The 12,451-nt window shown below is 69.7% G+C and carries 10 protein-coding genes and 1 tRNA gene; 5 read left to right on the top strand and 6 right to left on the bottom strand.

Going from position 1 to position 12,451, the window contains the following annotated elements; all coding sequences use genetic code 11:
* The first annotated feature begins 6 nt into the window (after positions 1–6).
* Positions 7–762 carry a class E sortase gene (locus OG852_RS24120; RefSeq protein ID WP_133911032.1) on the top strand — a complete coding sequence of 252 codons (756 nt, stop codon included), beginning with the start codon at positions 7–9 and terminating at the stop codon, positions 760–762.
* A gap of 69 nt (positions 763–831) precedes the next feature.
* Here OG852_RS24120 and pknB read toward each other — a convergent pair whose 3' ends face one another.
* The 6 genes from pknB to OG852_RS24090 form a co-directional block, all read right to left on the bottom strand.
* Positions 832–2,811 (bottom strand): Stk1 family PASTA domain-containing Ser/Thr kinase, encoded by a 1,980-nt coding sequence (gene pknB / locus OG852_RS24115; protein WP_330348929.1) that lies wholly within the window; start codon positions 2,809–2,811, stop codon positions 832–834.
* 169 nt (positions 2,812–2,980) lie between these two features.
* Positions 2,981–4,444 carry a peptidoglycan D,D-transpeptidase FtsI family protein gene (locus OG852_RS24110; RefSeq protein ID WP_330348928.1) on the bottom strand — a complete coding sequence of 488 codons (1,464 nt, stop codon included), beginning with the start codon at positions 4,442–4,444 and terminating at the stop codon, positions 2,981–2,983.
* On the bottom strand, positions 4,441–5,880 hold the full coding sequence (locus tag OG852_RS24105) for an FtsW/RodA/SpoVE family cell cycle protein (protein WP_133911029.1): 1,440 nt from the start codon (positions 5,878–5,880) through the stop codon (positions 4,441–4,443). Before OG852_RS24105 ends, OG852_RS24110 begins: the two co-directional genes overlap by 4 nt.
* A 27-nt stretch (positions 5,881–5,907) precedes the next feature.
* Entirely contained in the window at positions 5,908–7,461 is a 1,554-nt protein-coding gene (locus OG852_RS24100; protein ID WP_330348927.1) for a Stp1/IreP family PP2C-type Ser/Thr phosphatase, read from the bottom strand.
* Between the two features lie 140 nt (positions 7,462–7,601).
* Positions 7,602–8,126: an FHA domain-containing protein FhaB/FipA gene (locus OG852_RS24095; RefSeq protein WP_133911027.1), complete on the bottom strand. Its 525-nt coding sequence runs from the start codon at positions 8,124–8,126 to the stop codon at positions 7,602–7,604.
* 10 nt (positions 8,127–8,136) lie between these two features.
* Positions 8,137–8,994, bottom strand: coding sequence for an FhaA domain-containing protein (locus OG852_RS24090; RefSeq protein WP_133911026.1), 858 nt, complete (start codon positions 8,992–8,994; stop codon positions 8,137–8,139).
* Between the two features lie 433 nt (positions 8,995–9,427).
* Between OG852_RS24090 and OG852_RS24085 the strand changes: the two genes are divergently transcribed.
* From OG852_RS24085 to OG852_RS24070, 4 genes are all read left to right on the top strand, one after another.
* Positions 9,428–9,514 (top strand) — tRNA-Leu (locus OG852_RS24085).
* A gap of 190 nt (positions 9,515–9,704) precedes the next feature.
* Positions 9,705–11,174, top strand: coding sequence for a DUF2252 domain-containing protein (locus tag OG852_RS24080; protein ID WP_330348926.1), 1,470 nt, complete (start codon positions 9,705–9,707; stop codon positions 11,172–11,174).
* 86 nt (positions 11,175–11,260) lie between these two features.
* Positions 11,261–12,058, top strand: a complete 798-nt coding sequence (locus OG852_RS24075) for a J domain-containing protein (RefSeq protein ID WP_133911024.1) — start codon at positions 11,261–11,263, stop codon at positions 12,056–12,058.
* Positions 12,059–12,120: 62 nt separating this feature from the next.
* Positions 12,121–12,450 (top strand): rhodanese-like domain-containing protein, encoded by a 330-nt coding sequence (locus tag OG852_RS24070; protein ID WP_133911293.1) that lies wholly within the window; start codon positions 12,121–12,123, stop codon positions 12,448–12,450.
* The last annotated feature ends 1 nt before the right edge of the window (position 12,451 follow it).

Genomic DNA, 12,451 nt, shown 5'->3' with positions numbered 1-12,451 from the left:
GGGCAGATGAACGTGGCAGCGACCACCGGCGACACCGAGCAGGTACGGGATCCGGGGACGGACTCGTCGGCGGGGCCGCCGCGGCGGGGGCGGATCGCCCTCGCCGTCAGTGTCTTCGGTGAACTCCTCATCACGGCGGGCCTGGTCCTCGGCCTGTTCGTCGTCTACTCCCTGTGGTGGACGAACGTCGTCGCCGACCGGCACGCCGACAGACAGGCGGACAAGGTCCGGGACAACTGGGCCCAGCGGGACACCGGGCCGGGCGCCCTCGACACCAAGGACGGCATCGGCTTCCTGCATGTGCCCGCCATGAAGAACGGCGAGGTCCTGGTCGAGAAGGGCACCTCGACGGACGTCCTCAACGAGGGCGTCGCCGGCTACTACACCGACCCCGTCAAGGCCACGCTCCCCAGCAGCGGCAAGGAGGGCAACTTCACCCTCGCCGCGCACCGCGACGGCCACGGCGCGAAGTTCCACAACATCGACAAGCTGAGGAAGGGCGACCCGATCGTCTTCGAGACGCGGGACGACTGGTACGTCTACAAGGTCTACGCGGTCCTTCCCGAGACCTCGAAGTACAACGTCGAGGTCCTCGGCCGGATCCCCGAGGAGTCCGGCAAGAAGAAGGCCGGCCACTACATCACCCTGACGACCTGCACACCGGTGTACACCTCGCGCTACCGGTACGTGGTGTGGGGCGAACTGGAGCGGGTGGAGAAGGTCAACGCGGACCGGACGCCGCCGAAGGAACTGCGCGGCTGAGCCCACGACCAGGGGCCCGGTACTCGTCCGAGTACCGGGCCCCTCTCGCTTGCCTTACCGGCTCAGCGGCTAACCGCCGTTTCCGCCGTTGAGGAATCCGCCGTTGTTGCCGCCGTTGTTGTTCCCGGTGTTTATGGCGACCAGGTTGACGGTCGTGCCCCGGTTGACCGTGCTGCCGGGGCTCGGGTCGGAGCTGATGACCTGGGCGTTGTCGTCCTGGGAGCCGGAGATGCTGCCGACGTTCAGACCGGCGTCCTGCAGCGCCTGCTTGGCGTCCTTCAGGGTCTTGCCCTGGAGGTCGGACGGCACCTGGGTCTGGCTGCTCTTGCCGACCTGGATCGTCACCGTGGAGCCCTTGTCGACCTGGGAGCCGATGGACGGGTTGGTCGAGATGACCTTGCCGACCTGGTTCTGGTCCTGGGTGTCGACCTCGACGCAGTTGCCGGTCAGGTTGTTGGCCTGCATCTGGGCCTTGGCGGCTTCACAGGTCTGGCCGGAGACGTCGGGGACGGTGGACTTCTCCGCGGCCTTGGCGACCTCCAGGGTCACCGTCGAGCCCTTCTCCAGCTCGGTGCCCGGATCGGGGTCCTGACTGAGGACGGTGCCCGCCTCCTGGGAGGACTCCGTCTGCTTGGTCTCGACCTCGAAGCCCTTGTCCTCGAGCTGGCTCGTCGCCGTGTCGACGTCCTTGTCGATCACGTTCGGCACCGCCACCTTCGGCGCGCCGGTCGAGACCACGAGGTTGACCGTGGTGTCCTTCTTGACCTCGGCCTTGGGATCGGGGTCCTGGTCGCAGATCTGGCCCTTGGGCTGGTTCTCGCACGCCTTCTGGGTGACCGTGCCGACCTTGAGGTCCACGTTGAGCAACTGCTGTTTCGCGTTGGCCTCGGTCTGCCCGATCAGGCTGGGCACCGGCACCGTCTCGCTGGCCGCGTCCTTGCCGCTGAACGCCCACTTCCCGATCAGGATCGCGCCGACCAGCACCAGGACCGCGGCCACCACCAGCAGGATCGTCGAGGTGTTCGACTTCTTCTGGCGGCGGCGGTCCGGGCGGTCGTCGTAGGTGCCGAAGCCGTAGCCCCCGTCGTCCGGGTTCATCGGCGGCATCATCGACGTGGCGCCGGCGTCCGCGGAGCGCAGCGCCGTCGTGGCCTGGTCGTCGCCGTAGCCGTAGCCGACGGAGCCCATCGCCGCCGTGGCCGCGACCGGCTGGCCGTCGAGGCAGGCCTCGATGTCGGCACGCATCTCGTCGGCCGACTGGTAGCGGTAGTTCGGGTCCTTGACCAGCGCCTTCAGGACGATCGCGTCCATCTCGGGGGTGATCTCGGGGTCGAAGACCGACGGGGGCTGCGGCTCCTCACGGACGTGCTGGTAGGCGACGGCCACCGGGGAGTCGCCCACGAAGGGCGGCCGTACCGTCAACAGCTCGTACAGGAGGCAACCCGTCGAGTACAGGTCCGAGCGCGCGTCGACCTGCTCGCCCTTCGCCTGCTCCGGCGAGAGGTACTGGGCGGTGCCGATCACGGCCGCGGTCTGCGTCATCGTCATGCCGGAGTCGCCCATCGCGCGGGCGATGCCGAAGTCCATGACCTTGACCTGGCCGTTGCGCGTCAGCATGACGTTCGCCGGCTTGATGTCCCGGTGCACGATGCCGCTGCGGTGGGCGTACTCCAGGCCCTGGAGGATGCCGATCGTCATCTCCAGCGTCCGCTCCGGCAGGAGCTTGCGGCCGGAGTGGAGCAGCTCGCGCAGCGTGGAGCCGTCGACGTACTCCATGACGATGTACGGGATCGAGACCCCGTCGATGTAGTCCTCGCCGGTGTCGTAGACCGCGACGATGGCGGGGTGGTTCAGCGAGGCGGCCGACTGGGCCTCCCGGCGGAACCGGGCCTGGAAGGAAGGGTCGCGCGCGAGGTCCACGCGCAGCGTCTTCACCGCCACGGTGCGGCCGAGGCGGGTGTCATGCGCGAGATAGACCTCCGCCATGCCACCACGACCGAGCACATGGCCCAGCTCGTACCGGCCGCCGAGGCGACGCGGCTCTTCCATAGCTACCTACCAGCCCTCTCCGTCGGTCCCGACCGGCACACGTGTGCGGTCGAAGGCTGCCGTCCGGGCATACCGTACCCGGACGGCGGTCTGTGACCTGGCCAAGCCCGTCACCCGATGCAGGACCGGTATCGCAACGTGCACCGATGTGCAGGCAACGTGATGGGGGTCACTTCTTGCTGTCGATGACTGCCTTCATCACGCTCCTCGCGATCGGTGCGGCGAGACCGCCGCCGGTGATGTCGTCACGGTTGGCGGCGCCGTCCTCCACGACCACGGCCACGGCGACCGGCGCACTGCCGTCGGACAGCTTGGCGTACGAGATGAACCAGGCGTACGGCTTCTCGCTGTTCTTGATGCCGTGCTGGGCGGTACCGGTCTTGCCGCCCACGATGGCGTTGTCGATCTTCGCGGCGGTACCGGTACCGCTCTTGACGACCGTCTCCATCATGTCCTGGAGCTTCTGGGCGGTTTCCGCGGAGACCGCCTGGGACAGCTCCTGCGGCTTGGTCGTCTCCAGGGTGTCCAGGTTCGGGGCCTTGAGCTCGTCGACCATGTACGGCTTCATCAGCTTGCCGTCGTTGGCGACCGCCGAGGCGACCATGGCCATCTGCAGCGGGGTGGCCCGCATGGAGCCCTGGCCGATGCCGTCGAGCGCGTTCTGCGGCCGGTTGTCCTCGGGGTAGACGCTCTCCGCGGCGCGCACCGGGGTGTCCAGCGTGGCGTTGTTGAAGCCGAACTTCTCCGCCTGCTCGATCATCTTCTCGTTGCCGACGTTGTCGGCCATCTTCGCGAAGACGGTGTTGCAGGAGACCCGCAGCGCCTCGCGCAGGGTGGCGTTCTCGCAGTCGCCGTGCTCGTTGGTGAGGGGCGTGGTGGACTGCGGCAGCTGGTAGGGGTCCGGGGTCTTGGTCGTGTCGTCGATGCCCGACACCACGCCGTTCTCCAGCGCGGCCGCGCCGGTGACCACCTTGAACGTGGAGCCTGCCGGGTAGGTCTCGCGCAGCGCGCGGTTGAGCATCGGGTCGTCGGGGTCGTTCTTCTTCTGGACGGCCAGCCAGGCCTCCTGGTCCTTGCTGGAGGACCCGGCGAACTTCGAGGGGTCGTACGACGGCGTGGAGACCAGGGCCAGGATCTTGCCGGTGGACGGCTCGATCGCGGCGACGGCGCCCTTCTTGCCGCCGAGGCCGTTGTAGGCGGCCTTCTGTGCGGCGGAGTTGAGGGTGGTGACGACGCTGCCGCCCTCCTTCTCCTTGCCCGTGATCATGTCCAGGGTGTTGCGGAAGAAGAGCCGGTCGTCGTTGCCGGAGAGGATGCCGTCCTCGAGCTTCTCGAGCTGGTTGGCGCCGAAGGCCTGCGAGGAGAAGCCGGTGACCGGCGCCCACATGGCACCGTTCTTCCAGGTGCGCTTGTACTTGTAGTCGCCGGTGGTCTCGACCGAGCCGGTGATGGCCTTGCCGTCGACGATGATGTCTCCGCGCGGGGTGGAGTAGCGCGTGATGTTGACGCGGCGGTTCTTGGTGTCGCTCGCCAGGGTGTCCGCCTTGACGTACTGCAGGTAGTTGTCCCGCAGCAGCAGGGTCAGCACGAGAAGGCCGCAGAAGATCGCGATCCGGCGCAGGGGCTTGTTCATGACGGGCGGACCACCTGGGTCATCTCGGCGTCGGGGTTGGAGGCGGGGGCCGGGGCCGGGCGGCGCGCGGTGTCGCTGATCCGGATCAGGATGCCGATCAGGGCCCAGTTGGCGATGACGGACGAACCGCCGTACGCCAGGAAGGGCATCGTCATACCGGTGAGCGGGATGAGGCCCATCACACCGCCGGCGACGACGAACACCTGGAGGGCGAACGCGCCGGAGAGGCCGATGGCGAGCAGCTTGCCGAACGGGTCGCGGGCGGCGAGTGCGGTGCGCACGCCGCGCTCCACGATCAGGCCGTACAGCAGGAGCAGCGCCATGATGCCGGCGAGGCCCAGCTCCTCACCGAAGGTGGCGAGGATGAAGTCGGAGTTGGCGGCGAACTTGATCAGCTCGGAGTGGCCCTGGCCCCAGCCGGTGCCGAGGGTGCCGCCGGAGCCGAACGCCCACAGCGCCTGCATGGCCTGCTCGGAGTGGCCGACCACGCCCTTCTGCGAGAGCTTGAACTCGTTCATCGGGTCGAGCCAGGCCTGGACGCGCTGCTGGACGTGGCTCTCGAACTGGGCCACGCCGACCGCGCCGACCGAGGACATCAGCAGACCGAAGACGATCCAGCTGGTCCGCTCGGTGGCGACGTACAGCATGATGACGAACATTCCGAAGAACAGCAGCGAGGTGCCGAGGTCCGTCTCGAAGACCAGGATGAGGATCGAGATCAGCCAGACCACGATGATCGGGCCGAGGTCGCGGCCGCGCGGCAGGTACAGGCCGAGGACGCGGCGGCTGGCGAGGGCGAGCGCGTCGCGCTTCACCATCAGATAGCCGGCGAAGAAGATCGCCAGCACGATCTTCGCGAACTCACCCGGCTGGATGGAGAAGCCGGCGACCGAGATCCAGATCTTGGCGCCGTAGATGTTCTGGCCGAGGCCGGGGACGAGCGGGAGCAGCAGCAGGAAGAGCGCGCCGACCATGGAGATGTAGGTGTAGCGCTGCAGGACGCGGTGGTCCTTGAGGAAGATCAGCACCACGATGAAGAGCGCGATGCCCATCGCCGTGTACATGAGCTGCCGGGGCGCGGCCGTGCCGGCCTGCTTGATCTGCTGGAGCAGCTTCGACTGGTCCAGTCTCCAGATGGCGACGAGTCCGAGGCCGTTCAGCAGGGTGGCCAGCGGCAGCAGCAGCGGGTCGGCGTACGGCGCGAACTTGCGTACGACGAGATGGGCGACGCCGGCCAGCAGGCCGAGGCCCAGGCCGTAGGCCAGCAGGCCGGACGGCACCTGGTCGTTGATCGCGAGGCCCACGTTGGCGTAGGCGAAGACCGGGATCACGACGGCGAACACCAGCAGCGCGAGCTCGGTGTTGCGCCGGCTCGGGGTGCCGATCGAGCCGATCGTGGACGTGTGATGCGTCGGCGAATTAGTAGTACTGCTCATGATGTGACAGGGCCTCTCACGGCTTGCCTACTGCTCACCGCACCGCGAGACGACCTTCTGCTCTTCCTCCGAGAGAGTGGGGCCGGGGCTGGGAGTGGCGGTCGCGGACGGGGACGGGGACGACGAACCCGAGGGCTTGCCCGGGTTCGGGGTCGAGGTCGGGCTCGGTGAAGCCTTGGACGTGAGGGACGCGGGGGTGGTTCCCGTGCCGCCGGTGGCCTGGCCGGAGCCGGTCTTCGAACCGGCCGTGGTCTTGGCCGTGCCGGCCTGCGCCTGCTTCTGGCACGCCGACGCCTGGACCGACAGTTCCTCGATCTTCTTCTGGGCGCTGTTCAGGTTGCCCTCGGGGATGGTGGCCTGGACCTGCTTCTGCTGGTACTCCGGGAGGTACTTGAGTTCGATCTCGGGGTGGTCCTTCTCCACCTTCGAGAGCGAGACCCAGGCCAGGTCCTGGCTGATGCCCCGGTACAGCGCGAGGTGTTCGCCGTTGGTGCCGACGTAGTACTGGGTCTGCGTCCAGCGCCAGCCGCCGTAGAGACCGCCGCCGATGACGGCGAGGGTGAGGACGCTGTAGAACGATCTCTTCAGCCACCTGCGGCCCTTGCGCGGCTTGACGAAGTCGTCGTCGGTGTACTGCCCGAAGCCGTCGGTGGGGATGAAGCCGGTGATGTCGCCGCCGGAGCCGGGCGGGCCGAACTCGCCGCCCCCGCCGCCCGCGTGGCGCCTGCGGCCGAGGTTCGAGGCACGGCCGGCCGGGGTCTGCATGATGCCGTTGTCGTGGAGCTGGTGCTGGGTCTCGGCGACGGCGCCGACCACGACCGGGGTGTCGGAGAGCTGTCCGGCGAGGGTGTCGCCGGTGTCGAGGTCGAGGACGTCGGCGACGATGACGGTGATGTTGTCGGGGCCGCCGCCGCGCAGGGCGAGCTGGATCAGCTCCTGCACGGTCTCCTGCGGGCCCTGGTAGCTGGCGAGGGTGTCCTCGAGGGTCTGGTGGGAGACCACTCCGGACAGGCCGTCGGAGCAGATCAGATAGCGGTCGCCGGCCCGGACCTCGCGGATCGACAGATCGGGTTCGACGTGCTCGCCGCTGCCGAGCGCCCGCATCAGCAGGGAGCGCTGGGGGTGGGTGGTGGCTTCTTCCTCGGTGATGCGGCCCTCGTCGACGAGCCGCTGCACCCAGGTGTGGTCCTGGGTGATCTGGGTCAGTACGCCGTCCCGGAGCAGGTAGGCGCGCGAGTCGCCGACGTGCACCAGACCGAGGCGCTGGCCCGTCCACAGCAGGGCGGTCAGGGTGGTCCCCATGCCTTCGAGCTGGGGGTCCTCCTCGACCAGGGAGCGCAGTTGGTCGTTGGCGCGCTGGACGTAGGTGCCGAGGGAGGTGAGGACGTCGGAGCCGGGCACGTCGTCGTCGAGGGCGACGATGGTGGAGATGGCCTCGGAGGAGGCGACCTCACCGGCGGCGGCGCCGCCCATGCCGTCGGCGATGGCGAGCAGCCGGGGACCGGCGTATCCGGAGTCCTCGTTGCCCTCGCGGATCATGCCCTTGTGCGATCCGGCGGCGAAACGCAGTGACAGACTCATGCCCACCTCGCCCGTCGGCCCCGGGTACAGCCGGTCGTGTCGAGCCACACTGCCCACCCTCCGGTCGGGAGCGCGCCGAGGACCGGGGTGCCGGCCCCTTTGGCGTGCTCGCTCCGCTCGCGCTCAGTCATGATGTAGCACTACTTCCGCAGCTCGATGACGGTCTTGCCGATACGGATCGGCGAGCCCAGCGGGATCGGCGTGGGGGTCGTCAACCGCGTTCGGTCGAGATACGTGCCATTGGTGGAGCCCAGGTCCTCGACGATCCACTGGCCGTCGCGGTCCGGGTAGATCCTGGCATGACGGCTGGAGGCGTAGTCGTCGTCCAGCACGATCGTGCTGTCGTGCGCGCGGCCCAGGGTGATGGTCTGGCCCTGCAGCGCGACGGTCGTGCCGGTGAGGGTGCCCTCGGACACGACGAGCTTGGTCGGGGCGTTGCGGCCCCGACGGCCGCCACCGCCGGAGGCGGCGGGCTGCTGGCGCTGCTGCGGGGGCGCCTGCTGGCGCTGTGCCTGCTGCGGTCGTCCGGCTTCCCGTCGTGAGCCGCGCTGAGTGACGCGCGTACCGAACAGGTCGCTGCGGATGACCTGCACGGCCACGATCACGAACAGCCACAGTACGGCCAGGAAACCCAGCCGCATGACCGTGAGGGTCAGCTCTGACATTGCCCCCGCTTCACCCTTCGGCTTGCCTATAGATAACGGTGGTGCTGCCCACGACGATCCGCGAGCCGTCGCGGAGCGTAGCGCGGGTGGTGTGCTGCCCGTCCACCACGATGCCGTTGGTGGAACCGAGATCCTGGATCGTCGAGGGCGAACCGGTCCGGATCTCGCAGTGCCGGCGCGAGACGCCGGGGTCGTCGATCCGCACGTCGGCCTCGGTGGAGCGGCCCAGCACGAGGGTGTCGCGGGAGATCTGGTGGCGGGTGCCGTTGATCTCGATCCAGTGGCGGGTGCGCGAGCCGGGCTGGGGGGCTCCGGCCAGTCCGCCTCCGGCGCGCTGGCCGCCGGCGGCGGGCGGATAGCCGTATCCGCCGGGGCGGCCGGCGCCGGGCGGCGGCGCGGACGGCATGGGAGGAGCGGCGGTGGCGCCGGCCGGCGGGTAGCCGGGGCGCTGGGCCGCCCCGCCGACGGGTGCGCCCGCGGCGGCCTGGCTGCTGGAGGAGGCGAGCGTACGGCTGCGCACCCGGTACAGGCCGGTGTCGAGGTCGTCGGCCTTCTCCAGGTTGACCTTGATGGGCCCCATGAAGGTGTAGCGCTGCTGCTTGGCGTAGTCGCGCACCATGCCGGCGAGCTCGTCGCCGAGCTGGCCTGAGTAGGGGCTGAGGCGCTCGTAGTCCGGCGCGCTCAGCTCCACGATGAAGTCATTGGGGACGACGGTCCGGTCGCGGTTCCAGATCGTCGCGTTGTTGTCGCACTCGCGCTGCAGCGCTCCGGCGATCTCCACGGGCTGGACCTCGGACTTGAAGACCTTGGCGAAGGTGCCGTTGACCAGACCCTCGAGACGCTGCTCGAACTTCTTCAGGACTCCCATGGGGCACCTCCTCCGTCGTGACCTGCGTCCCGTGTCCTGCTGCCTACCTGGTACTGCTTACTGATCGTATCCACGCGCCGGTGAATCGGCTGGTTCCCCCTGTCGGCCCCGTCGACGCGGCGTCGACACCTCTTCCGCACCCGCTTCCGTACCTGTTTTCTGCCCAGGATCGTAGAGGCGGCCGACGACCAGTGTCCCGCACCTGACTGTGGACCTCGCCCGGCTCAGGGGGAGACAACCGCCATAGGTACGAGGTTGATACGTGAACCAGTCACCGCCGAGACGTAAGAGGTTGCCGTCGGCCTCTCCAGGGTCCCTCCACGGGACCTGTGCCCCGGATAAGGGATGTGAACGCACCCTGTTCACCGTGCTAGTGTTCTGCATGTCGGAAGGCGCCGGGACGAAAAGCCCGAAGCCGGAAGACACACCCAATGCGCGGGTGGCGGAATAGGCAGACGCGCTGGATTCAGGTTCCAGTGCCCGCAAGGGCGTGGGGGTTCAACTCCCCCCTCGCGCACCAGCCGGAAGCCCCCAGGTCTCGGACCTGGGGGCTTCCGCGTTGTCCGGGTGTGCTCACAGCGTGTGAGGAACGTCTCAGGCTCTCGATCCCTTGGTTTCACGTGAAACAGGGCTGCCGTGATGCAGGCCACGGGCTGTACGGTCGGCTCGAATTGATCGACAGTGATGGATGTGCGGGGGAGGCGGTCGCCGTGACCGAGGTCGAGGCAGGGGCAGCGGCGGGCGAGGCGCGCAGACTGCCGCACGTGCGCGGATTCGCCGGGCGCTTCACGGCGCAGGCCGGGGCGGGAGCGGGGGCCGGGGCCGGTGCCGGTGCCGGGGATCTCGCGCCGAAGGAGCGGGGCAAGGCACTGCGGGACGCGGTGGCGCGGTCCTCGCACGCCGTGCTCGACCTGGACCCCTCCCGCCCGGACGCGGTGACGGCGGTGGAGGAGTCCAACCAGGGCCGTATCCCGGAGCTGACGCCCATAAGGGTCGGCCGGATGGCGGCCACCCCGTTCGCCTTCCTGCGTGGCTCGGCCGGTCTCATGGCCCATGATCTCGCCCGCACCCCGATGACCCGGATCGGCGCCCAGATCTGCGGTGACGCCCACGCGGCCAACTTCGGCCTGTACGGCGACGCCCGCGGCGGTCTCGTCATCGACCTCAACGACTTCGACGAGACGGTCCACGGCCCCTGGGAGTGGGACCTCAAGCGGCTCGCCGCCTCCCTGGTGCTCGCGGGCCGGGAGGCCGGCGCCGACGAGGACACCTGCCGCCAGGCCGCCCACGGCGCGGCCGGCTCCTACCGGCGCACCATGCGACTGCTGGCCAAGCTCCCGGTGCTCGACGCGTGGAACGCGATCGCCGACGAGGAGCTCGTCTCCCACACCGACGCCCATGATCTGGTGGGCACGCTCGAGCGGGTCTCGGAGAAGGCGCGGGCCAACACCAGCGGGCGGTTCGCGGCGAAGTCGACCGCCCGTACCGAGGACGGCGGCCGCCGCTTCGTCGACGCCCCGCCGGTGCTGCGCCGGGTCCCGGACGAGGAGGCCGCGGCGGTGGCGCTCTCGCTGGAGCCGTACCTGGCCACCCTCTCCGAGGACCGCCACCCCCTGCTGTCCCGGCACGCGGTGCACGACGTCGCCTTCCGTGTCGTCGGCACGGGCAGCGTGGGCACCCGCTCCTACGTCGTCCTGCTCCTGGACCACCGGGGTGAGCCGCTGATCCTCCAGGTGAAGGAGGCGCGCGCCTCGGCCCTGGTGCCGCATCTGCGGACGGCCGGCTTCGAGACGCCGGACGAGGACCACGAGGGCCGCCGGGTGGTCCTCGGCCAGAAGCGGATGCAGGTCGTCAGCGACATCCTGCTGGGCTGGACGACCGTCGACGGGCGGCCCTTCCAGGTACGGCAGTTCCGCAACCGCAAGGGCAGCGTCGACCCGGCCGCGCTCGCCGCCGACCAGGTCGACGACTACGGCCGGATGACCGGCGCCCTGCTGGCCCGTGCCCACTCCCACAGCGCCGACCCGCGCCTGATCGCCGGCTACTGCGGCAAGAACGAGGAACTCGACGAGGCGATCGCCGCCTTCGCCGTCAGCTACGCCGACCGCACGGAGGCCGACCACACGGACCTCGTGACGGCGGTACGGGCGGGGAGGATCGCCGCGGAGACGGGGATCTAGGCTTACGGACCACCTGCTGTCCCTGACGTGGACGGCCGGGACCGTGAGCTGCCCCCGGTCGTGCGGGCTTGGCCTACGCTGGTCGGGTGACGACCCCCGAAGCTGAGCAGTCGCGGCCCGAGGAGCGGCTGGAGCAGGCCGTGCGGGCCGCCGAGCAGGCGTTGATCGAGTTCGAGATCGCGGTGGAGACCTTCCGCGTCGAGGTCGAGAACTTCTCCCGGCTCCACCACCAGAAACTCGGCCCCATGTACACCCGGCTCGACGAGCTGGACGCCCTGATAGCCGAGGCCAGGGCGGCCCGCACCGGCGACCCGGAGGACCTGCGCGCCGCGCAGGAGGCCCGGGCCCGGGTGCTGCCGATGCCGGGGGTCGAGGAGCTGTTCCACGGCTGGATGGACAGCGAGGGACTGTTCCCGGAGGCCGTGGCGATGCTCACGGACCAGCCGGTGCGGCCCCCGGAGCGGGTCCGGCCCAGCGAGGAGGCCCGCAAGCTCTACCGGGAGCTGGCCCGCAAGGCCCACCCCGACCTGGCGCAGCAGGACGAGGAACGGGCGCGCCGCGAGGAGTTCATCACCCGGGTCAACGCGGCCTACGCCCGCGGCGACGAGGCCGCGCTGCGCGAGCTCGCCGACGAGTGGGCGGCGGGCCCGCCGCCCGCCGAGCGCCGCCCGACGCCCAGCGAGGAGCTCTACGCCCGGCTGGAGTGGCTCGCGGAGCGCAAGGAACTGCTCGCGCTGGTCGCCCGCAATCTGGAGGCCAGCGCCATCGGCTCCATGCTGAAGATGGCCCCGGACGACCCCGACCGCCTCCTGGACGAGATCGCCGAGCAGCTCCTGGCCGATGTCGCCAAGAAGGAGGCGGAGCTCGCCGAGCTCGTGGGGTAGCCGGGCCCGCCGTGCCGCTCGCGGCGTCCGGTAGCGTCGGGGGCATGAGTTTTGGAGCTGGGGTGCCCACGGTCGAGGTCGGCGCGGTCAAGGACGGCGACTTCCTGCTGGACGTCCGCGAGGACGACGAGTGGCAGGCGGGTCACGCCGAAGGCGCGCTGCACATTCCCATCAGTGAGTTCGTCGCCCGCTACGGCGAGCTGACCGAGGCGGCCCCGCAGGACGGACGGGTCCATGTGATCTGCCGCTCCGGCGGCCGCTCGGCCCAGGTCACCATGTACCTCGTCCAGCAGGGCATCGACGCCGTGAACGTCGACGGCGGGATGCAGTTCTGGCAGGCGCTGGGTCGTCCCGTGGTGACGGACGAGGGCCGGCCCGGCTCCGTCGTGTAGC

The sequence above is a fragment of the Streptomyces sp. NBC_00582 genome, assembly GCF_036345155.1.
GTDB lineage: Bacteria > Actinomycetota > Actinomycetes > Streptomycetales > Streptomycetaceae > Streptomyces.
This window is presented reverse-complemented; position numbering and strand designations above follow the sequence as displayed.